Raw genomic sequence first — 20,301 nt, 5'->3', positions numbered from 1 at the left:
CAAAACTCGTTCGTTCTTGCATAGTCAATCTTGACTATGTTACTTTCAACGAGCCATCAACGACGAACGGCCGAGAAGGGACCCCCATGGCTCACGCTGAAACCCGATTCCGCACTGCCGCCACCCTGACGTGTGTTCTCACAGCCGCACTGGCTCTGGGCGGCTGCGCCGCACAGTCCAGCGCCGGCGGAACCGCTCCCGACAAGGCGGCCGTCGATGCCGACGCCTGCCAGCGGAATCAGGATGCCGGAACGATCACCTACATCTCCGGCTACGGCTACTCGGCCAGCGCCGGGCAGCTCGACGTCTTCCTCGCTCAGGAGCTCGGTTACTTCGACGACCTGTGCCTGAAGGTCGAGATCAACGCCTCCGGAGCGAACGGGCAGCAGCTCGTGGCATCCGGCCAGGCTCAGTTCACGGCGCTCGGCTCGGCATCCGACGTCATGCTCGCGGCCGCCAACAGCAAGAACCTCACGGCGGTCGCCACCTACGGCACCACCTCGCCGTTCTCGATCTTCGGCAACGAGAAGCTGAAGAGCCTCAAGGACCTCGAGGGCGGCTCCCTCGGCTACTTCATCAACCTCACCCCGATCGCGTCGGCCATGCTCGACAACGCCGGAGTGGATGCGTCCAAGGTCGAGATGGTCAAGATGACCAACTACGACCCCACCGTCGTCGTGCGCGACCAGGTCGACGCGATCGTCGGCTACGCGTCGAACCAGCCGCAGTCGCTGAAGGCGCAGAACCTGCCGTTCAGCGAGTTCCTCCCGGAGGACGAGGGCGTCGAGGGGACCTACAACGTCATGGAGGTCAACTCGCGCTTCCTCAAGGAGCACCGCGAGGTCGCCGCCGACTTCATGCGCGCCAGCCTGAAGGCCCTGCAGTACTGCCTCGACGAGAGCGACGCCTGCATCGACAAGCTCGCCAAGCTCGCCGAGGACAACAACCAGGGCGCCGCGTTCCCGCGCGAGCAGCTCGCCCGCACCTGGGCCGTCGAGTCGGAGTGGGTGCGCGCCAGCAAGGGCGGCCACCCCGGCGTGCAGACCGAGGCCATGTGGGAGCCCGAGTACAGGCTGGTCGAGAAGTACGGCAACGTGAAGTCGGTCCCGAAGATCGCCGACATGATGGACACCGAGCTCGTGGCGGACCTCTACGACGGCGACGAGCTGATCTGGCCGGAGGCCGGAAAGTGACCCCCGGCGCCGGTGTCGAGGTCCGCGGCGTGACCAAGCGCTTCGGCGTCGACGGCCGGCAGGTGACCGTGCTCGACGACATCGACCTCACGATCGGCATGGGCGAGTTCGTCTCGGTGATCGGACCGAGCGGATGCGGGAAGTCGACGCTCCTGAAGGTGGTCGCGGGCCTGCTGGACGCCGAGGAGGGCACCGTCACCATCGACGGCGAGAGCGTGACAGCGGCATCCCGGGACAAGAAGATCGGTCTCGTCCCGCAGTCGCCGGCTCTGCTGCCCTGGAAGACCGTGCTCGAGAACGTCGAGCTCCCCCTGCGCATCAACAGGAAGGCGGGCGGGAGCCGGCAGGTGGGCGACGCCGAGCGGCTGCTGTCCACCTTCGGCCTCGGCCACGCCGTGAAGAAGTACCCCGGCCAGCTGTCGGGCGGCATGCAGCAGCGCGCCGCCATCGCCCGCGCCTTCGTGTTCGACCCGGCGATCATGCTGATGGACGAGCCGTTCTCTGCGCTGGACGAGATGAACCGCGACCTGCAGCGCATGGCGCTGCTGGACTTCTGGCAGTCCAACCGCAAGGCGGTGATGTTCGTCACGCACTCCGTGCCCGAGGCGATCATGCTGTCCGACCGCATCGTCGTCATGGCCGCGCACCCGGGCCGCATCGCCGAGATCATCGACGTGGATCTGCCCCGCCCGCGCGGGGAGGACGCCTGGGCGACAGACGCGTACCGCGACCTGGAGAGGACCGTGCGCGACACCCTGCGCGCACAGATGGAGAGGGCTCATGTCTGACATCACCATCCGCGACACGACCGCGACGATCGCCGCGGCCACCGCCCGTGCGGCGGGACCGCGCCGGGGGATGCCGCCGTGGCTGCGCTGGGGCTCCTGGGTGCCGACCCTGATCACCTTCGTGATCGCTGCCGTGCTCTGGCAGGTCATCGCCTGGACCAACCCCTACGTGCTCCCCTCGCTGGGCGACATCGGCGCGAGCCTGATCGGCGACGCGTCGATGTACTGGTCCAACTTCCTCGTCACCCTGCTCGAGGTCGTCGTCGGCGCCGCCGCGGGCATCCTCGCCGGATTCCTGCTCGCGGTGGTGATGACCGAGTTCCAGATCATCGAGCGGGCCGTGATGCCGCTGGTGATCATCGTGATGGTCACCCCGATCGTCGCGATCGCCCCCGCGCTCGTCGTCGCGTTCGGCTTCGGCATGGTCCCGAAGTTCATCGTCACCGGACTCGTGGTCTTCTTCCCGATGCTCGTGAACTCGCTCGCGGGTCTGCGTGACGTCGACCAGCGCGCCCTCGACGTGTTCACCACGCTGCACGCCAGCCGCTGGGAGATCTTCCGGGAGCTGCGCTTCCCCGGCAGCATGCCGTACGTGTTCGCGGGTCTGCGCATCGCGCTGCCGATGGCCGTGGTCGGCGCGGCGGTCGCCGAGTTCGTGGCGGCCGGCCAGCAGGCGGGTCTCGGCTCGCTGGTGACGACCTCGGCCGCGCAGGCCAACCTGCCCGTGACCTGGGGCGCCATCACCCTGCTCGCGATCACCGGCGTGCTGCTGATCGTGCTGCTCGCCCTGGTGCGCGGGCGCCTGCTGTGGTGGAGCGACGGCGAGGTCACCGCCAAGGGCTGACCCACCGCATCCACCCCTCCGTCCCCGGGCGTCCCGCGCCCTCGGGTTCCCTCGGCGTACCCGAAAACAGCATCCATCGACATCCGAAAGAAAGGCACATCATGGCCAAGCAGCTGCGACTCGGACTCTTCGAGAACGCCCAGGCGAACGACTCGGGCACCGCCACCTGGCGGCACCCCGACAACAAGCGCTACCTGTTCGACAGCCTCGACTACTGGCGCGGCACCGCGCGCATGGTGGAGGACGCCGGCTTCGACTTCCTCTTCCTCGCCGATGCATGGGGCTGGGCCGACGTCGCCGGCGACCGCCCGGACATCTGCTCGATCGAGGGCCTGGACCTGCCCCGTCTCGACCCGGCGATCATCCTCGGCGCGCTGATCCCCGAGACCAGCCGCCTCGGACTCGTCGCCACCGGCTCGACCCTGCTGGAGGCGCCCTACAGCTTCGCGCGCCGGATGGCCACGCTCGACATCCTCTCGGGCGGGCGCATCGGCTGGAACGTCGTCACCACCGGCACCGCCGACACCGCCGTGCAGGGCTTCGGCGTGCCGATGGTCGGCCACGACGAGCGCTACGTGATGGCCGACGAGTTCATGCAGGTCGTCTACAGGCTGTGGGAGGAGGCCTGGGAGGAGGGTGCGCTGGAGCGCGACAAGAACGGGCGCTTCGCCGACCCCGCCAGGGTGCACCGCATCGCGCACGAGGGCACCTACTTCCGCTCGCACGGCTACGGGAACACCTCGCGCTCGCCGCAGGGCACCCCGGTGCTGTTCCAGGCCGGCGCGTCGCCGGCGGGCCGCGAGTTCGGCGGCAAGCACGGCGAGGCGATCTTCGTCGGCAGCGGCTCCGTCGAGCAGCTGCTCGGACACTCCAGCAGCATCCGCGATGAGGCCGAGAAGAACGGCCGGGCCCGCACCGACGTCAAGATCATGTCGGCCTTCGCGGCGGTGGTCGGCAGCACCGAGGAGGAGGCGCGCCGCAAGTACGCCGAGGTCGCGGATGCCCAGAACCCGGAGGTGACGGTGGCGTCGTACGCGTGGTTCACCGGGCTCGACCTCTCGGCCTACGCGCCGGACACCCCGATGGCGCAGCTGAGCACCGAGCTGTCGCAGACCCAGGTCGCCCGCTTCGCGGACAAGACCGTCGGCGACGTGCTCGGCGACTGGCACGCGCACGGCGTCGGGGCCCGCCCGATCGTCGGCACCCCCGAGCAGATCGCGGACCGCATGATCGAGCTGGCCGACGGCGCCGACCTGGACGGCTTCCTCTTCGCGCCGACCATCCCGCCGGCCTCGACCGAGGACTTCATCGAGCACGTGCTGCCGATCCTCAAGGAGCGCGGCGCGATCGCCGCGCAGCCCGAGCACCCGCAGTCGCTGCGCGAGCGACTGATCGGCACGTCGACTCCGGCTCTGGCCGAGTCCCACACCGGGTCCTCGTACCGGAAGTCGCTCACGCGTGTCTGACTCCCTCACCGGAGTCGTGGTGGTGGGGAGCGCGAATCTCGACATCGTCGTCGGGATCCCGCGGCTCCCCACCCTCGGCGAGACGCTGCTGGGGGAGGCGCTCGGGCGCTTCCCCGGCGGCAAGGGGCTGAACCAGGCGGTGGCGTCCGCCCGCTCCGGCGCCCCCACCCGCATGTGCGCGATGGTGGGGGACGACGAGGCGGGCGATCTGCTGCAGGCGTCGGCGCGGGATGCCGGGGTGATCGGCGAGTTCCGCCGCACGGATGCCGCGCCCACCGGCGTCGCGCACATCCTCTCGGTGCATGGCGACAACAGCATCCTGGTCGCCGCCGGAGCCAACGGCGCGCTCGCCGCCGCAGACGCCGCGGCCGACGTCGCCGGCGCCTCCGTCGTGCTCGCTCAGCTCGAGGTGCCGGTCGAGGCCGTCGCCGCCGCGCTCGCCGCGGCGAGGGCCGCCGGCGCCCTGACGATCCTCAACGCGGCTCCCGCCGCCGAGGCCGCGCTCGCGCTTCTCGGCGATGCGGACATCCTGGTGGTGAATGAGACCGAGGCGGATGAGCTCGGCGGCGTCGCGCGGCTGCATGCGGACGGGGCGGCGATCGTGATCCGCACGCTCGGTGCGGACGGCGTGGAGCTGCATCGCGCGGGGGAGGAGCCCTGGTACGTGCCGGCGTTCCCCGTCGATGCGGTGGACACGACGGGCGCGGGCGACGCGTTCTGCGGTGCCCTGGCTGCGGCGCTGGCCGGCGGCATCCGCCTGGCCGACGCCCTGCTGCGCGCGGCGGCGGCGGGCGCGATCGTCGCGAGTCATCGCGGTGCGACGACGGATGCGCTCACGCCCGACACGATCGACGCGCTGGTGCGCGGACGCTGACGGGCGCGGGCCGGGCCGGATGTCCGGGTCAGGCCTCGGAGGCAGCGGCGTCCGCGGGCTCGGGCGTCTCGCCGGCGAAGCGGTACTCGCCGGCGCGCAGGCGCTCCAGCAGCGCGAGGGTCCACTCCTTCTCGGCGGTGAGGCGCGCGGTGGAGAGGTCGAAGATCTCCCGCACGTACTTGGGCGTGGTCTCGGATCGCAGCGTGTCCTGCACGTTGAAGCCGTTGGTCGTGATGATCGAGTCGCTCTTGCTGAGCCTGTTCTCCAGGCCCGCGATGACCTCCTGGCGGCTGAGGACGAACATGAACGACGCGATGGTCATGATCGCCTCGGTGTCGAACGGCTTCACGTTCCAGAGGTTCTCGCGCAGCATCCGCTGCAGTTCCACCTCGCCCGACGGGGTGATCCGGTAGGTCGTGCGCGCGGGACGCTTGCCCTCGGCGACCGTGCCGTTCTCGACGATGTAGCCGTCGACCTCGAGGGCGCGCAGCGCGTTGTAGATGGAACCGGGCTGGATGCGCGCCCACTCGTCGATGTGCCAGGTCATCAGCTCGCGACGCAGGAAGTAGCCGTGCACCGGCTGGAACTGCTTGACGGCACCGAGGACGACGAGGCGTGTGGTCGACATGGGCCCATGCTATCCAGCTGGAGGCCGGATCCGTGTTGTCTTGCATGATCACGATGTCGTACAGTTTTATATAGTCAAAGTTGACGAAAGGAACCGGAGATGACCTCTGTGGCAGAACCGCTCACCCGTGACCTCGCTCTGCGCCGCGCCTTCTCGCTCTACCCGACGGGCGTGGTCGCGCTCGCCGCCGAGGTCGAGGGAGCGCCCGTCGGCATGGCGGTGAACTCCTTCACGTCGATCTCGCTGGAGCCCGCGCTGGTCGCGATCAGTGCGGCCCGTACCTCGCGCACGTGGCCGCAGCTGCGCGGCGTGCCCGAGCTGGGCATGAGCGTGCTGGGTCACGACCAGGAGCAGTTCTCCCGTCGGCTCGCCTCTCGCGAGGGCGACAGGTTCGGCGACCAGGCGATGCAGCGCGCGGAGCAGGGTGCCCTGCTGGTCGACGGGGCCGCGCTCTGGCTCACCTGCCGCCCCTACGCCACCTACGACGGCGGCGATCACGAGATCGCGCTGTACGAGATCGCGGACGTGCAGCTCTTCGACGGCATCGAGCCGCTCGTGTTCCACCAGAGCCGCTACCGCAGCATCGTCGGCGACCCGCCACGCGGATGAATCCGGCGCGCAGCGGCCCGCTCGCGCTCGGCGGGCGCGTCGTCCCCGGCGACGGCCGAGGACGCGTGATCGGATTCCCCACGGCGAACCTGGCGTGCCCCGATGCGGACATCCCCGAGGACGGCGTCTACGTCGCGACGGCGCTCATCGGCGGCAGCGGCTCCTCGCCGTGGGGCGCCACGGTCAGCATCGGCACGAATCCCACGTTCGCGGGGGAGCGGGCGCGGCGCGTGGAGGTCTACGTCCACGACCTCGATCTCGACCTGTACGGCCGGTTCATGCGGGTACTCCTGCACGAGAGGATGCGTCCGACGCTGCGCTTCGACGATGTCGCGGCTCTCATCGCCCAGACCGAGTCCGACGTGCTGCAGAGCAGGCGGATCCTCGCCGAGCGCATCCTGCAGCGCTGATCTCCGGCGCCGCCGGCCGTGTCACGCCGCGCGCAGCACGGCCCACAGCTCGGCCCGCGCGGGGAACGACGACAGGTCCGAGCCGAGCAGCCCGGCCGCCTGCGCGATGCGCGTGCGCAGCGTGTGACGGTGGATGCCGAGGGCGGCGGCGGTCCGCTCGCTGTGGGCGTCGTGCTCCAGCCAGACCCGCAGAGTGAGCTCCAGCTCGCCGCCGGTCTCCTCGTCGTGGCGGCGCAGCGGGGCCAGGCGCGTGCGGGCGAGCAGCCGTGTCTCCTCCCCGCCCAGAGTGTCGAGCACGCCGCCGGAAGTGGCATCCGCGTACCGGGTGACCCCGCTCCGCCCGCGTCGCAGCGCGGTGAGTGCCTGCGCGTGCGCCTGCGAGAACCCGCTGTACTCCCCGGCCCCGGAGAGCCCGATCCGGATGCCGAGCCGGCCGGCGGCCTCGTCGAACTCGGCGGCGTCCGCGGCGGAGAGGCAGATCGTCACGCCATCCGGGTCCTCGGCCACGAAGGAGGCGACCCCGGCGTCCGTCCGCCGCCTCTCCCACCAGTCGATCAGGGCACCGGCACGCGACGGTTCGGCGACGGCCAGCACGATCGGGGCGGCCGGAAGGGAGCCGAGCACGCGTCGCGCCAGCGTCGGGTCGTCGTCCTGCAGCGACGCCAGCAGTTGCGTGTGCATCCGGCGGCGAGCCCTGGACATCTGCTCGTTCTGCTCCAGCGCGAGTCCTGCCATCGCGATCACGGAGGTGATGACCGCGCGGGTCTCGGCGTCCAGCGCCGCCGCCTCGATCGCGATCACGCCGCGCAGCTGGCCGGTGCGCCCCAGGGTGAACAGCGTGAAGGCGCCGTCGGGATCCTCGATCGTCCGGCTGGCCGCACCGCCGCGGGCCAGCAGTTCGGCGACTCCGGCGGCGACGGCATCCGCTCCCGATCCGAGCGCGGCCGGATGCTCGTGACTCAGTGCGCCCGTCGCGTCGTACATCCCCACCCAGCAGCCGAGCCGGCGCGACAGCTCGGACAGCGTCGACTCCAGTCCGTGCGGGCGGAGCGCGGCGATCGCGAGCGCGCGCTGCGCCTCGAGTGCCCAGGTGCGCCGGGCGTACGCGGCGGCCGCGATGGCTTCAGCATGCGCGCGGGCGATCGCGAGGAACGGGATGTCGTAGGGGACCTCGAACAGTGCGAGCCCGGCGTGCGCGCACGCGGCGATGAGCTCGTCGGGCACGCCGACGCGGTGCACGCCGGAGCCGAACCCGAGAGCGAGCACGCCGCGGTGGACCAGGCGCGCGACGTACGCGGCGGCGCCCTCAGCGTCCTCCTCGGCGAGCTGCATGCCGGTGGTCAGCAGCACCAGGTCCTCGGCGAGGAACGGCGTGGGGTCCACCAGGTCGGAGTTGTGCACCCAGCGAACGGGCTGCTCCAGCGCGCCGTCGACCAGCTCCGACTCGTCGGACACCAGGCGCAGCCCGAGGTCGCGCCGGCCGAGCAGGGTGCGCAGGGTCGGCGCGGCGGCGGGTTCCATGGCGTCTCCAGAATGTACGAAGCGGCGAAGTGCTCAGCACAATTGTACGGGCGGGCGAATGCATCCGTGTGCGGCCGGACGTAGCCTCGCCTCATGACACTCATCGACGAGACCTCCACGATCCCCGCCGGCGGACCCACCCTCGAGCAGGTCCGTCGCGTCGTCACCGAACTCCCCGGGCCCCGCTCGGCCGCGATCCTCGCCCGCAAGGCGGATGCCGTCGCCGGCGGCGTCTCCACGTCCATGCCGGTCGCCGTCGTGGCCGCGGGTGGCGGAGTGGTCCTCGACGCGGACGGCAACTCGCTCATCGACCTCGGCTCCGGCATCGCCGTGACCAGCGTCGGCAACGCGCACCCCAAGGTCGCCGCGGCAGTCGCAGCCCAGGCAGCGCAGTTCACCCACACCTGCTTCATGATCTCGCCCTACGAGTCCTACATCGAGGTGGCCGAGGCGCTGAACCGCCTGACCCCCGGCGACTTCGCCAAGAAGACGGCGCTGTTCAACTCCGGCGCCGAGGCCGTCGAGAACGCGATCAAGATCGCCCGCAAGCACACCGGACGCCAGGCCGTCGTCGCCTTCGACCACGGCTACCACGGCCGCACCAACCTCACGATGGCGCTGACCGCGAAGTCGATGCCGTACAAGTCCGGCTTCGGGCCGTTCGCCCCCGAGGTCTACCGCGTGCCCGCTTCGTACCCCTACCGCGACGGCCTGTCCGGCGCCGAGGCCGCCAAGCGCGCCATCACGCTCATCGAGAAGCAGGTCGGCGCCGACAACCTGGCCGCCGTCATCATCGAGCCCATCCAGGGCGAGGGCGGCTTCATCGTCCCCGCCGACGGGTTCCTCGAGGCGATCGTCGAGTGGAGCCGCGCCAACGGCGTCGTCTTCATCGCCGACGAGGTGCAGACCGGCTTCGCCCGCACCGGCGCCATGTTCGCCAGCGAGATCTTCGGCATCGAGCCCGACCTCATCACCACCGCCAAGGGCATCGCCGCCGGTCTCCCGCTCGCCGGCGTCACCGGCCGTGCCGAGATCATGGACGCCGCGCACGCCGGTGGCCTGGGCGGCACCTACGGCGGCAACCCCGTCGCCTGCGCCGCCGCACTGGCAGCGATCGACGCCTTCGAGAACGAGGGCCTCGTCGAGCGCGCGCAGCAGATCGGCAGCATCCTGCGCGACCGCCTCGAGGCCATCAAGGCGACCGACCCGCGCATCGGCGACGTCCGCGGCCACGGCGCGATGATGGCCGCCGAGTTCGTGAACCCCGAGACGGGGGAGCCGGATACCGCCCTCACCGGCGCCGTCGCCAAGGCCTGCACCGCCGAGGGCGTCATCGTCCTGACCTGCGGCACCTTCGGCAACGTCATCCGCTTCCTGCCGCCGCTGTCGATCGGCGACGAGTTGCTGAACGACGGCCTGGACGTCGTCGCGGCCGCGCTCGCGAACGCCCAGGGCAACTGAGACCGCCGGCCGCGATCCTGGTCGGGGGATCAGGGATCGCGGCCGGCAGCACCTTCACACCTCACCCTCTGCATCAAAGGAGATCGCTCATGAGCGAGCACGAGATCAGCCGCGACGTCGTCATCATCGGAGCCGGCGCCGCCGGCCTCACCGCAGCCAACGAGCTGCGCAGGGCGGGCCTCTCCGTCGCCGTGCTGGAGGCGCGCGACCGCGTCGGCGGCCGGCTGTGGACCGACGTCATCGACGGCGCCATGCTCGAGCTCGGCGGCCAGTGGATCTCGCCGGATCAGGACGCCCTGAAGCAGACGGTCGAGGAGCTCGGTCTGGAGACCTTCAGCCGCTACCGCGAGGGCGACAGCGTCTACGTCGGCCCCGACGGAGTCGTGCACCGCTTCACCGGCGAGATGTTCCCGGTGTCGCCCGCGACCGAGAAGATCATCGCAGATGTCACCGAGCGTCTCGACGCGATGGTCGCCGAGATCGACCCCGACCGCCCCTGGGAGCACCCGAACGCGGCGGAGTGGGACAGCATCACCTGGGATGCCTGGCTGCGCACGCAGACCGACGACGACGAGGCGATCCGCAACCTCGCCTTCGCCACGGGCTCGGCCATGCTCACCAAGCCGACGCACGCGTTCTCGCTGCTGCAGTCGCTGCTGATGGCGGCATCCGCGGGCTCCTACTCGAACCTCGTCGACGCCGACTTCATCCTCGACAAGCGCGTCGTCGGAGGCCTGCAGCAGGTTCCGCTGCTGCTCGCCGAGCGCCTCGGCCACGACGTGCTGCTGGGGCAGCCCGTCCGCAGCCTGGAGTGGTCCGACCCCTCGTCGGGTTCGGGGACCGGCGGCGTCGTCGCCGTGACCGACAGGACCACCGTGCGCGCGCGCTTCGCGATCCTCGCGCACGCCCCGGTGCTCTACAACCGGATCTCGTTCGTCCCGCCGCTGCCGCGTCGCCAGCACCAGCTGCACCAGCATCTGTCGATGGGCTTCGTCATCAAGGTGCACGCGGTGTACGACCGTCCGTTCTGGCGCGAGCAGGGCCTCAGCGGCACCGCGTTCAGCCCGTACGAGCTCTCGCACGAGGCCTACGACAACACCAACCACGGCGATGAGCGCGGCACGCTGGTCGGCTTCGTCAGCGACCGCAACGCCGACGACCTGTTCGCACTGAGCGCCGAGGAGCGCAAGGAGCGCATCCTCGAGTCGCTGTCGCACTACTACGGCCCCGAGGCGAAGAACCCGGTCGTCTACTACGAGAGCGACTGGGGCACCGAGGAGTGGACCCGAGGCGCCTACGCCGCCAGCTTCGACATGGGCGGGCTGCACCGCTACGGCGCCGACCTGCGCTCCGCCGTCGGCCCGATCCACTTCGCCTGCAGCGACATGGCCGGCGCCGGCTACCAGCACGTCGACGGCGCGATCCGGATGGGCCGCCTGGCGGCATCCCAGATCGTCGAGAAGGCGCGCGCCGCCGCCGGCGGCGACGCGTGACCGGCTCGATCGTCGTCGGCTACACGGCGACGGATGCGGGCGCCGACGCGCTCGCCCTCGGCGCGCGCCTCGCGCGCGCCACGGGTGCTGCACTGCGGGTCGTGATCGTGCTGCCCTCCGAGGGCACCATGAGCAAGGCCGTCGCCCCCGAGCGCGCGTACGAGGAACTTCTCCGCGAGCAGGCGCGCTCCTGGCTGGCGGATGCTGCGAAGACCATCCCCGCCGGGATCGTGCACAGCGCCCACGTGCGCTTCGCCGAGTCGTTCGGCGAGGGTCTGCAAGCCGCCGCAGACGAGTTCGGCGCCACGCTGCTCGTCCTCGGCGCCGCGAACGGCGGTGCCCTGCGCCGCCACCGGCTCGGCTCGGTGGCATCCGAGCTGCTGCACGCCTCGACCGTGCCCGTGGCGCTCGCACCGGCAGGACTCTCGCGCGAGCCGGATGCCGGGCTGCCGCGCATCACGGTCGCCACCGGCACCCGCCCGGGTGCGGAGCTGCTGCTGGAGAGCGCCGTGCGCCTCGCCTCGGCATCCGGGGCCGCCGTGCGGCTGGTCTCGCTGATGCCCCTCGACGTTCCTGCGGGTCTCAACACCGGCGCCATCACGCTGCTGAAGGACGCCCACGTCGACCAGGTGCTCGCCTCGGCCAGGGACCGGCTCTCCGGCGAGACCGACGTCGAGGTGCTGCAGGCCGGGGGCGACAGCATCGAGGACGCCGTCGCGCAGCTGGACTGGCTGCCGGGAGAGATCGTGCTGGTCGGCTCCAGCCGGCTCGCCCAGCCGCGCCGGCTGTTCCTGGGCTCGACCGCGGCGAAGATGCTCCGCGAGCTGCCCGTCCCCATGATCGTGGTGCCCCGCACCCGCGCCGAAGGAGCGTGAACATGAGCGAGTCGACGAAGTCTCCGCTCTCCACTGCGGCATCCGCCGCCGCACCGGGCGACGCCGTGCCCGGCACCGCCGACCCGGTGACCGGAGGCATCTCCCGCAAGGGACTCAGCGTCGGAACGGTGGGCGTCCTGGGCGCCCTGGTGATGGGCATCTCGTGCATCGCCCCGGCGTACACGTACACGGCCGGCATCGGCGGCGCGGTCGGCGCCGTCGGGTTCCAGGTGCCTGCGATCCTGCTGCTCGGGTTCATCCCGATGCTGCTCGTCGCCTTCGGCTACCGCGAGCTCAACAAGGCGATGCCCGACTCGGGCACCTCCTTCACCTGGGCCACGCGCGCTTTCGGCCCGTACGTCGGCTGGATGGCGGGATGGGGCCTGATCGTCGCGACGATCCTGGTGCTCTCCAACCTCGCCGGCATCGCCGTCGACTTCCTCTTCCTGCTGATCTCGCAGATCTCCGGCAACGAGGCCATCGCCGAGATCACCCGCGACCCGTTCGTGAACGTCGCCGTGTGCCTGATCTTCGTCGCGCTGGCCACCTGGGTGTCGTACCGCGACGTGTCCACCTCGCAGAAGCTGCAGTACGGCCTGGTGGCGTTCCAGATCGCGATCCTCGTGCTGTTCGCCGTGATGGCGATCGTCGAGACCGTGCAGGGCAGCGCCTTCGAGGCGCACATGCCGGAGTTCGCCTGGTTCAACCCGTTCGAGATCAAGGGCGGCCTGTCCATGATCGTGATGGGCCTGTCGGCCTCGGTCTTCATGTTCTGGGGGTGGGACGTCACCCTCACGATGAACGAGGAGGCGAAGGACCCCGAGCGCACGCCGGGGCGCGCGGCCATGCTCACGGTGATCTCGATCATCGCGATCTACCTCCTGCTCACGGTCAGCAGCCTGATGTACTCCGGGATCGGCGACAAGGGACTGGGTCTCACGAACGAGGAGATCGGCGGCAACGTGTTCTTCGCGCTGTCGGGTCCGGTCATGGGCGGCCTGGCCTTCCTGCTCTCGCTCGCGGTGCTCACCTCGTCGGCGTCCTCGCTGCAGTCGACGTTCATCTCGCCGGCTCGCACCCTCCTGGCGATGGGCCACTACGGCGCCGTGCCCAAGAGGTTCGCCGGCGTCAGCCCGCGGTTCTTCACGCCCGGGTTCGCGACGATCGCCTCGGCCGTCGTCGCGGGTGGCTTCTACGCCGTGATGCGCTTCCTCAGCGAGGACGCGCTGTGGGACACGATCCTCGCGCTGGGCATGATGATCTGCTTCTACTACGGCATCACCGCGCTGTCCTGCGTGTGGTACTTCCGTCACCAGTGGTTCGACTCGGGCAAGGACTTCTTCTTCAAGTTCGCCAGCCCTCTGGTCGGCGGCATCATCCTGCTGGTGCTGTTCGTGATCACGGCGATCGACAGCCTCGCCCCCGACTACGGGTCGATCGCGATCGGCGCCGACGAGAACGGCGAGGGCGGCATCGGCATCGTGTTCTTCATCGGCGTCGGCCTGCTCGTCTTCGGCGGGGTGCTGATGCTCGTGCAGAGATTCGTATCCCCCGACTTCTTCCGCGGCAAGACGCTTAGCATGGACGCGCCGCCCAGCCTTCGCCAGCACTGATCCTCCTCGAGAGAAAGAGAAACCATGAGCACTGCACTCGCACCGAACGAGCAGGAACTCCTCGCCCGCGTCCCCGGCGGCCTCTTCATCGGCGGCCAGTGGACGGATGCCGAGGAGGGGCGCACCTTCGATGTGCGCGACCCCTCCACCAACCAGGTGATCGCCTCGATCGCCGATGCGACGCCCGCCGACGGCATCCGCGCTCTGGACGCCGCTGTCGCCGCGCAGGACGCCTGGGCCGCCACCGCCCCGCGCACCCGCAGTGACATCCTGCGCCGCGCCTGGGAGCTGGTGCAGGAGCACAAGGAGGATCTCGCGCTGCTGATGACCCTCGAGATGGGCAAGCCGCTGGCCGAGTCCCGTGGCGAGGTCGCCTACGGCGGCGAGTTCCTGCGCTGGTTCAGCGAGGAGGCCGTGCGCATCAGCGGCCGCTACGGCAGCAACCCCGAGGGCACCGGTCGCATGATCGTGTCGCAGCGCCCGGTGGGCCCGTCGTTCTTCATCACCCCGTGGAACTTCCCGTTCGCGATGGCCACGCGCAAGATCGCCCCGGCGCTGGCGGCCGGCTGCACCGTGGTCGTCAAGCCTGCGGCGCTCACGCCGCTGACCACGATCTTCTTCACGAAGCTGCTGGAGGAGGCGGGGCTCCCCGCCGGCGTCGTCAACATCGTCCAGACCTCGCGCTCGAGCGCGCTGTCGGCCCCGATCATCGCAGACCCGCGCCTGCGCAAGCTGTCGTTCACCGGCTCGACGCCGGTCGGGCAGAAGCTCATCGCGCAGGCCGCGCAGGGCGTGCTGCGGGTGTCGATGGAGCTCGGTGGCAACGCGCCGTTCGTCGTGTTCGAGGACGCCGACCTGGACAAGGCCGTGGACGGCGCGATCGCGGCGAAGTTCCGCAACATCGGCCAGGCGTGCACCGCCGCGAACCGCTTCATCGTGCACGAAGACGTCGCCGACGAGTTCGCGCGCCGCGTCGCCGAGCGCGTGAACGCGATGAAGATCGGCCGCGGCACCGAGGACGACGTGGTGATCGGCCCGCTGATCGATGCGGATGCCGTCGCCAAGGCGCAGGAGCTGGTCGGCGACGCCGTGCAGCGCGGCGCCCGCCTGCTGGCCGGTGGCAACGCGATCGAGGGCGACGGCACGTTCTACGAGCCGACCGTTCTCGCCGACGTGGTCGCGGGCAGCGACATCCTCCGCGAGGAGATCTTCGGACCGGTGCTCGCGATCGCCCGCTTCTCGGACGAGGCCGAGGCCGTGCGCCTGGCCAACGACACCGAGTACGGGCTGGTCGGCTACGTCTTCACCGAGGACCTCGCCCGCGGGCACCGCATGATCGATGCGCTCGAGACCGGCATGATGGGCCTGAACGTGGGAGTGATCTCCAACGCCGCGGCTCCGTTCGGCGGTGTCAAGCAGTCCGGCATCGGCCGCGAGGGCGGTGCCGAGGGCATCCACGAGTACCTGTCCACCAAGTACACGATGCTTCCCTACAGCTGATCCGACGAGAGGAACCGACATGATCGACTACGCCGTCATCAACCCGGCCACCGGCGAGACCCTCGCCACCTACGACACCTTCACCGACGCGCAGGTCGAGGACGCGATCGCCCGCGCGGCATCCGCGGCCACGACCTGGGCGGCGACCTCGCCCGCCGAGCGCGCGACCGTCATCCGGCGCATCGCCGAGCTGCACCGCGAACGCAAGGACGAGCTCGGCGCGATCATCGTGCGCGAGATGGGCAAGCCGATCGCCGCCGCCGTGGGCGAGGTGGAGTTCGCCGCCGACATCATCGAGTTCTACGCCGACAACATCGAGAAGATCACGGCCGATCAGCCGCTGGACATCGTGGGCGACGGCACCGCCGTGGTGCGCCGCGCACCCCTGGGCGCGCTGCTGGGCATCATGCCGTGGAACTTCCCGGCGTACCAGGTGGCCCGCTTCGCGGCCCCCAACCTCGCCATCGGCAACACGATCATCCTCAAGCACGCTCCGCAGTGCCCGGAGTCGGCGGCCGCGATCGAGGCGATCTACCGCGACGCGGGTCTGCCGGACGGCGGCTACGTGAACGTGTACGCCACGAACGAGCAGGCGGCGACGATCATCGCCGACCCGCGCGTGCACGGCGTCTCGGTGACCGGCTCCGAGCGCGCCGGCGCCGCCGTGGCCGAGGTGGCAGGACGCAACCTCAAGAAGGTCGCGCTGGAGCTCGGCGGCTCCGACCCGTTCATCGTTCTCTCCACCGATGACCTCGACGCCGTGGTGCAGAACGCCGTGGATGCGCGACTGGACAACAACGGCCAGTCCTGCAACGGCGCCAAGCGCTTCATCGTCGTCGACGGCCTGTACGAGGAGTTCACCTCGAAGTTCGTGGCATCGCTCGCCGCGGTCTCGGCGGAGGACCCCACGCAGGAGGACACCGTGCTGGGCCCGCTGTCGTCGCTGGCCGCGGCCGAGCGCCTGCAGGAGCAGGTGGACACCGCCGTCTCCCAGGGCGCGACGCTGCTGACCGGAGGCACGCGTGAGGGTGCGTTCTTCGCCCCGACCGTGCTGGCCGACGTGACGCCCGCGATGGACGTCTACCGCGAGGAGCTCTTCGGCCCCGCCGCCGTCGTGTACCGCGTCGCGGACGAGGACGCTGCCGTGGCGCTGGCGAACGACACCTCGTTCGGCCTCGGCTCGTACGTGTTCACGACGGACGCCGAGCAGGCCGAGCGCGTGGCGAACGGCATCGAGGCGGGCATGGTCTACGTGAACCTCGTGCTCGCCGACAGCCCCGAGCTGCCCTTCGGGGGCGTGAAGCGCAGCGGCACCTCCCGCGAGCTGGGCCTGCTGGCCGCCGACGAGTTCGTGAACAAGAAGCTCATCCGCAAGGGCTGAGCGCCGGTGGCGACGCCGTCCCGCGCCGAGCCACCACGAGGTCCCCGAACCACCACGCAGATCACCGCGATCCGCGTGGTGGTTCGTCGTTCCGGTGGTGGTTCGAGGAAAAGTCCTCGGGGGATGCAACGGAATCGCGGTGTCCGGGAATGACCATGTGAGGAACTGAAGGGGAAGCACATGGATGCTCTGGATGAGCGGCTCGCGGAGATGGCCGCGGAGATGCCCGCGGATGCCGAGGCCGAGGCGCGCTGGGTGGCGCGGGCGATGACGCCGACACGACGGGCGCGGGTGCGGTGGATGCTCCCGGCGCTCGTCGGCGGTGCGATCCTGCTCACCGCGGGCACGAGCGTCGGCGTGGCGACCATGTCGCACTGGGGCGGTGTCGAGATGCCGCTGGAGAACATCCGCAACGAGCAGCCGATCAGGATCGACTGGACCACGGAGTCCGGTCACCAGGAGCGCTGCCGGGTGTGGATCGAGATCCGCAATCCGCAGGACGGCGACCGGGACATCCTGGACGCCGCGGTGCTCGCGCACAATTGGTCAGGACTGGGACAGCGGCTCTACGATCGGGCTCCTGCACTCTCCGATGATGCCGATGGTGAGGAGCGCATCGGGCGGGCGCTGGAGCCGGTCCTGCAGGACTTCGCAGGCGACGTGTTCCCGGGCATTGGCTGGCTCAGCGAAGGAGCCGGACGGACCGTCGAGGCCACCGGCTTCACCTGCGCGCCGGAGGATCAGTGACCGCCGACGAGCGCCGGGTCCGGGTCGAGCGGGCGGTGCAGGATCATGCATCCGCTCTGCTCGGCTACTTCGTGCGCCGCGTCGCTCTGCGCGAGGATGCCGCTGACCTGCTCGCCGAGACCCTTCTGGTGCTGTGGCGGCGGTCCCGTTCGCTTCCGGATGCCGACGACGACGTGCGGCCGTGGATGTTCGGGATCGCGCGCAACGTGCTCCTGCATCACCAGCGCGGCGGGGCCAGGAGGCATGCTGTGGTCGAGAAGCTCCGTGGCGTTCTGGAAGCGACTCCGCACCCAGGCTTCGCCGACCCGGCCGAGCACGACGAGCTCCACAGAGCGCTCGCCCAGCTGGATCCGCTCGATCGCGACATCATCGGCCTGCTGCACTGGGAGGGCTTCAGCCTGGTCGAGGTGGCGAGGATGCTGCGGATGAAGGAGGGCACGGTGCGCAGTCGGTATCACCGGGCGCGGGCGGCCCTGCGGGAGCAGCTGGCGGATGCCGCAGTCCGCAGCAACTGAGCGGCGCTGGCGGCGCGATGGCGTCGCCGAGGACAGGAGAACTGCTCAGCGCAGGAGGGTTCAGGCCGAGATCTTCCTGTTCCGGGCTGTCGTCCTGTTCTCGGAAGGTGGTGCCAGCGCCGGGAGGAGGACGGCGGCGATTCCCCGCCCGCCAAGGCTCGCGCATCGGCGAGGAAGCCCTGGTGGAACGCCGCCCCGACCAGCGCGCGTGCCGCGGCGGTGGTGTCCGCGTCGGCTCTGGCCCGTCCGGTCTCGCGCTCGGCGTCGAGGTAGGCGATCACCACGGAGACGGGCTCGTGCGGGCCGCGGCCGTGCGCGGCGATGCCCGCGCGGTGTTGCGCGAGCAGCTCGGGCGCGCCGAAGATCGACGCCGAGATCGGGAACGACGCGGTGAAGAACAGCATCAGCCGCTCGAGCAGGTCGGTCAATCCCGTGGCGAGATCGTCTCCGCGCGAGGCATCGGGATCGAAGCGAGGCCGGGGGAGACGCTCCTCGAGCACCGCGAGGAACAACTGCTGCTTGTCGGCGAAGTGCTTGTACAGCAGCGCCTCGGACAGGCCGGCCCGGGTGGCGATCAGCGTGCCGGGTTTCGCCGGCCCGCACTGCCCGCGTCGGCAATAGGCTCGTGTCATGACGACCGTCGCTGAGAACATGGTCCGCACGCTCCGCGCCAACGGCATCGACCGGGTCTACGGCATCCCGGGCGACTCGCTGAACGGGTTCACGGATGCCCTCCGCAAGGACGGCACGATCCGCTGGGTGCATGTCCGTCATGAGGAGTCGGCCGCGTTCGCCGCAGCGGCGGATGCTGCCCTCACCGGCGACCTCGCGGTCGTCGCGGGCTCGTGCGGGCCGGGCAATCTGCACCTGATCAACGGCCTCTACGACGCCAACCGCTCCCGTGTGCCGGTGCTCGCGATCGCCGCGCACATCCCCACGGTCGAGATCGGCACCGGCTACTTCCAGGAGACCCACCCGCAGGAGCTGTTCCGCGAGTCCAGCGTCTACGCCGAGTACGTCGCCGACCCCTCGCAGATGCCGCGGCTGATGGAGATCGCGATGCGCGCCGCCATCGAGAAGCGCGGCGTCGCGGTGCTCGTCATCCCCGGTGATGTCGCCCTCGCCAAGATCGCCGACGACCGGGCCGTGGTCATCCCGCGCGCGAACCCGGTGGTCACCCCGAGCCCGGCCGAGCTCGAGAAGGCCGCCACGCTGCTGAACGGCTGCAGCCGGGTCACGATCCTCGCCGGCGCAGGCGTCGAGGGCGCCCACGACGAGGTCATCGCTCTCGCGGACGCCCTCGCCGCACCGATCGTGCACGCCCTGCGCGGCAAGGAGCACATCGAGTACGACAACCCCTTCGACGTCGGCATGACCGGACTGCTCGGCTTCGCCTCGGGCTTCCGCGCCATGGAGGATGCCGAGGCCCTGCTCGTCCTCGGGTCCGACTTCCCGTACACGCAGTTCTATCCGACAGGCGCCACGACCATCCAGGTGGACATCCGCGGCGAGCAGCTCGGCAAGAGGCATCCGCTTGATCTCGGTCTGGTGGGCGATGTGAAGGCGACGGCCGAGGCGCTGCTGCCGCGGCTGAAGAGGAAGAGCGACCGCGCACACCTGGACGACGCCACGGCGCACTACCGCAAGACCCGTGCCAAGCTGGACGACCTGGCGGTGCCGACCCGAGGCAAGGCGCCGATCCACCCGCAGTACCTCGCCCGGCTGATCGACGAGGCCGCGGCCTCGGATGCCATCTTCACCGCCGACGTCGGCTCGCCCACCGTGTGGGCGGCGCGCTACTTCACCATGACCGAGAAGCGCCGCCTGATCGGCTCGTTCAACCACGGCTCCATGGCCAACGCCCTCATGCATGCGATCGGCGCCCAGGTCGCCCGTCCCGACCAGCAGGTGGTCGCCCTCGCCGGCGACGGCGGACTCGCGATGATGCTGGGCGAGCTCATCACCATCACCCAGAACAGGCTTCCGGTGAAGACCATCGTGGTCAACAACTCCTCGCTCAACTTCGTCGAGCTGGAGATGAAGGCCGCCGGCTTCGTGACCTACGGCACCGACCTGGAGAACCCCGACTTCGCCGCCGTCGCGCAGGCGCTCGGCATCTTCGCGCGGCGTGTGGAGCGCTCGGAGGATCTGCTGGATGCCGTCGCCGAGGTGCTCGCACACGACGGGCCCGCGCTGCTCGACGTCGTCACCGAGCGACAGGAGCTGTCGATGCCGCCGTCGATCAAGGCCGAGCAGGTGAAGGGCTTCGCGCTCTACGCCATCCGCACGGTCATGTCAGGCCGCGGCGACGAGCTGCTCGATCTGGCGAAGGCCAACTGGCGCCAGCTGTTCTGAGCCCGCTGCTCGAGCCACCACGCAGACA

At 70.4% G+C, this 20,301-nt stretch carries 19 protein-coding genes; 16 read left to right on the top strand and 3 right to left on the bottom strand.

Annotated features, from left to right (window positions below; all coding sequences use genetic code 11):
- The first annotated feature begins 86 nt into the window (after positions 1-86).
- The 5 genes from MIAR_RS13605 to MIAR_RS13585 all read left to right on the top strand — a co-directional run bounded on the left by MIAR_RS13605 (position 87) and on the right by MIAR_RS13585 (position 5,165).
- The gene (locus MIAR_RS13605; protein ID WP_285636942.1) at positions 87-1,193 is read left to right on the top strand and encodes an ABC transporter substrate-binding protein; all 1,107 of its coding nucleotides are present in this window, start codon (positions 87-89) and stop codon (positions 1,191-1,193) included.
- Entirely contained in the window at positions 1,190-1,981 is a 792-nt protein-coding gene (locus MIAR_RS13600) for an ABC transporter ATP-binding protein (RefSeq protein WP_285636940.1), read from the top strand. The genes MIAR_RS13605 and MIAR_RS13600 overlap by 4 nt, the downstream gene beginning before the upstream one ends.
- A complete protein-coding gene (locus tag MIAR_RS13595; protein WP_285636938.1) occupies positions 1,974-2,825 on the top strand; it encodes an ABC transporter permease in 852 nt (283 codons plus the stop codon). The genes MIAR_RS13600 and MIAR_RS13595 overlap by 8 nt, the downstream gene beginning before the upstream one ends.
- A 101-nt stretch (positions 2,826-2,926) precedes the next feature.
- Positions 2,927-4,291 carry an NtaA/DmoA family FMN-dependent monooxygenase gene (locus tag MIAR_RS13590; protein WP_285636936.1) on the top strand — a complete coding sequence of 455 codons (1,365 nt, stop codon included), beginning with the start codon at positions 2,927-2,929 and terminating at the stop codon, positions 4,289-4,291.
- Positions 4,284-5,165 (top strand): PfkB family carbohydrate kinase, encoded by an 882-nt coding sequence (locus tag MIAR_RS13585; protein WP_285636933.1) that lies wholly within the window; start codon positions 4,284-4,286, stop codon positions 5,163-5,165. The genes MIAR_RS13590 and MIAR_RS13585 overlap by 8 nt, the downstream gene beginning before the upstream one ends.
- Before the next feature lie 28 nt (positions 5,166-5,193).
- On the opposite strand, the gene MIAR_RS13580 is transcribed toward MIAR_RS13585, so the two are convergent.
- Positions 5,194-5,793, bottom strand: coding sequence for a PadR family transcriptional regulator (locus MIAR_RS13580; RefSeq protein ID WP_285636930.1), 600 nt, complete (start codon positions 5,791-5,793; stop codon positions 5,194-5,196).
- A gap of 99 nt (positions 5,794-5,892) precedes the next feature.
- On the opposite strand from MIAR_RS13580, the gene MIAR_RS13575 reads away from it, so the two are divergent.
- Both MIAR_RS13575 and MIAR_RS13570 read left to right on the top strand, forming a co-directional pair.
- Positions 5,893-6,402: a flavin reductase family protein gene (locus MIAR_RS13575; RefSeq protein ID WP_285636927.1), complete on the top strand. Its 510-nt coding sequence runs from the start codon at positions 5,893-5,895 to the stop codon at positions 6,400-6,402.
- Entirely contained in the window at positions 6,399-6,812 is a 414-nt protein-coding gene (locus MIAR_RS13570) for a riboflavin kinase (protein ID WP_285636924.1), read from the top strand. Before MIAR_RS13575 ends, MIAR_RS13570 begins: the two co-directional genes overlap by 4 nt.
- A 21-nt stretch (positions 6,813-6,833) precedes the next feature.
- On the opposite strand, the gene MIAR_RS13565 is transcribed toward MIAR_RS13570, so the two are convergent.
- The gene (locus MIAR_RS13565) at positions 6,834-8,333 is read right to left on the bottom strand and encodes a PucR family transcriptional regulator (RefSeq protein ID WP_285636921.1); all 1,500 of its coding nucleotides are present in this window, start codon (positions 8,331-8,333) and stop codon (positions 6,834-6,836) included.
- 93 nt (positions 8,334-8,426) lie between these two features.
- On the opposite strand from MIAR_RS13565, the gene gabT reads away from it, so the two are divergent.
- The 8 genes from gabT (at position 8,427) to MIAR_RS13525 (ending at position 17,918) form a co-directional block, all read left to right on the top strand.
- A complete protein-coding gene (gene gabT, locus MIAR_RS13560) occupies positions 8,427-9,794 on the top strand; it encodes a 4-aminobutyrate--2-oxoglutarate transaminase (RefSeq protein WP_285636918.1) in 1,368 nt (455 codons plus the stop codon).
- A gap of 89 nt (positions 9,795-9,883) precedes the next feature.
- A complete protein-coding gene (locus tag MIAR_RS13555; protein ID WP_285636915.1) occupies positions 9,884-11,287 on the top strand; it encodes a flavin monoamine oxidase family protein in 1,404 nt (467 codons plus the stop codon).
- Positions 11,284-12,162: a universal stress protein gene (locus MIAR_RS13550; protein WP_285636912.1), complete on the top strand. Its 879-nt coding sequence runs from the start codon at positions 11,284-11,286 to the stop codon at positions 12,160-12,162. The genes MIAR_RS13555 and MIAR_RS13550 overlap by 4 nt, the downstream gene beginning before the upstream one ends.
- Before the next feature lie 2 nt (positions 12,163-12,164).
- Complete coding sequence (locus MIAR_RS13545) at positions 12,165-13,775, top strand: APC family permease (RefSeq protein ID WP_285636910.1); 1,611 nt, start codon at positions 12,165-12,167, stop codon at positions 13,773-13,775.
- 24 nt (positions 13,776-13,799) lie between these two features.
- Positions 13,800-15,275 (top strand): NAD-dependent succinate-semialdehyde dehydrogenase, encoded by a 1,476-nt coding sequence (locus MIAR_RS13540; RefSeq protein WP_285636908.1) that lies wholly within the window; start codon positions 13,800-13,802, stop codon positions 15,273-15,275.
- Positions 15,276-15,294: 19 nt separating this feature from the next.
- Positions 15,295-16,656 (top strand): NAD-dependent succinate-semialdehyde dehydrogenase, encoded by a 1,362-nt coding sequence (locus tag MIAR_RS13535; RefSeq protein ID WP_285636905.1) that lies wholly within the window; start codon positions 15,295-15,297, stop codon positions 16,654-16,656.
- Between the two features lie 180 nt (positions 16,657-16,836).
- A complete protein-coding gene (locus tag MIAR_RS13530) occupies positions 16,837-17,403 on the top strand; it encodes a hypothetical protein (RefSeq protein WP_285636902.1) in 567 nt (188 codons plus the stop codon).
- Positions 17,400-17,918, top strand: coding sequence for an RNA polymerase sigma factor (locus MIAR_RS13525; RefSeq protein WP_285636899.1), 519 nt, complete (start codon positions 17,400-17,402; stop codon positions 17,916-17,918). Before MIAR_RS13530 ends, MIAR_RS13525 begins: the two co-directional genes overlap by 4 nt.
- On the opposite strand, the gene MIAR_RS13520 is transcribed toward MIAR_RS13525, so the two are convergent.
- Positions 17,858-18,571 carry a TetR/AcrR family transcriptional regulator gene (locus tag MIAR_RS13520; protein WP_285636896.1) on the bottom strand — a complete coding sequence of 238 codons (714 nt, stop codon included), beginning with the start codon at positions 18,569-18,571 and terminating at the stop codon, positions 17,858-17,860. The two genes, MIAR_RS13525 and MIAR_RS13520, sit on opposite strands and share 61 nt — an antisense overlap.
- Between MIAR_RS13520 and poxB the strand changes: the two genes are divergently transcribed.
- The gene (gene poxB, locus MIAR_RS13515) at positions 18,549-20,273 is read left to right on the top strand and encodes a ubiquinone-dependent pyruvate dehydrogenase (protein ID WP_285636891.1); all 1,725 of its coding nucleotides are present in this window, start codon (positions 18,549-18,551) and stop codon (positions 20,271-20,273) included. The two genes, MIAR_RS13520 and poxB, sit on opposite strands and share 23 nt — an antisense overlap.
- Positions 20,274-20,301 lie beyond the last annotated feature (28 nt).

Source organism: Microbacterium arabinogalactanolyticum (genome assembly GCF_030268005.1).
Classification (GTDB): domain Bacteria; phylum Actinomycetota; class Actinomycetes; order Actinomycetales; family Microbacteriaceae; genus Microbacterium; species Microbacterium arabinogalactanolyticum.
Note: the sequence above shows the minus strand (reverse complement) of the source record. Positions and strands in the feature narration are given on the sequence as shown.

What these genes read in the sequence shown, in the direction of transcription:
- MIAR_RS13580 (WP_285636930.1), bottom strand. Translation starts at nt 5,793, where the DNA reads ATGTCGACCACACGCCTCGTCGTCCTCGGTGCCGTCAAGCAGTTCCAG.
- MIAR_RS13590 (WP_285636936.1), top strand. Translation starts at nt 2,927, where the DNA reads ATGGCCAAGCAGCTGCGACTCGGACTCTTCGAGAACGCCCAGGCGAAC.
- gabT (WP_285636918.1), top strand. Translation starts at nt 8,427, where the DNA reads ATGACACTCATCGACGAGACCTCCACGATCCCCGCCGGCGGACCCACC.
- poxB (WP_285636891.1), top strand. Translation starts at nt 18,549, where the DNA reads ATGACGACCGTCGCTGAGAACATGGTCCGCACGCTCCGCGCCAACGGC.
- MIAR_RS13540 (WP_285636908.1), top strand. Translation starts at nt 13,800, where the DNA reads ATGAGCACTGCACTCGCACCGAACGAGCAGGAACTCCTCGCCCGCGTC.
- MIAR_RS13520 (WP_285636896.1), bottom strand. Translation starts at nt 18,571, where the DNA reads ATGTTCTCAGCGACGGTCGTCATGACACGAGCCTATTGCCGACGCGGG.
- MIAR_RS13605 (WP_285636942.1), top strand. Translation starts at nt 87, where the DNA reads ATGGCTCACGCTGAAACCCGATTCCGCACTGCCGCCACCCTGACGTGT.
- MIAR_RS13570 (WP_285636924.1), top strand. Translation starts at nt 6,399, where the DNA reads ATGAATCCGGCGCGCAGCGGCCCGCTCGCGCTCGGCGGGCGCGTCGTC.
- MIAR_RS13530 (WP_285636902.1), top strand. Translation starts at nt 16,837, where the DNA reads ATGGATGCTCTGGATGAGCGGCTCGCGGAGATGGCCGCGGAGATGCCC.
- MIAR_RS13595 (WP_285636938.1), top strand. Translation starts at nt 1,974, where the DNA reads ATGTCTGACATCACCATCCGCGACACGACCGCGACGATCGCCGCGGCC.
- MIAR_RS13565 (WP_285636921.1), bottom strand. Translation starts at nt 8,333, where the DNA reads ATGGAACCCGCCGCCGCGCCGACCCTGCGCACCCTGCTCGGCCGGCGC.
- MIAR_RS13545 (WP_285636910.1), top strand. Translation starts at nt 12,165, where the DNA reads ATGAGCGAGTCGACGAAGTCTCCGCTCTCCACTGCGGCATCCGCCGCC.
- MIAR_RS13575 (WP_285636927.1), top strand. Translation starts at nt 5,893, where the DNA reads ATGACCTCTGTGGCAGAACCGCTCACCCGTGACCTCGCTCTGCGCCGC.
- MIAR_RS13535 (WP_285636905.1), top strand. Translation starts at nt 15,295, where the DNA reads ATGATCGACTACGCCGTCATCAACCCGGCCACCGGCGAGACCCTCGCC.
- MIAR_RS13555 (WP_285636915.1), top strand. Translation starts at nt 9,884, where the DNA reads ATGAGCGAGCACGAGATCAGCCGCGACGTCGTCATCATCGGAGCCGGC.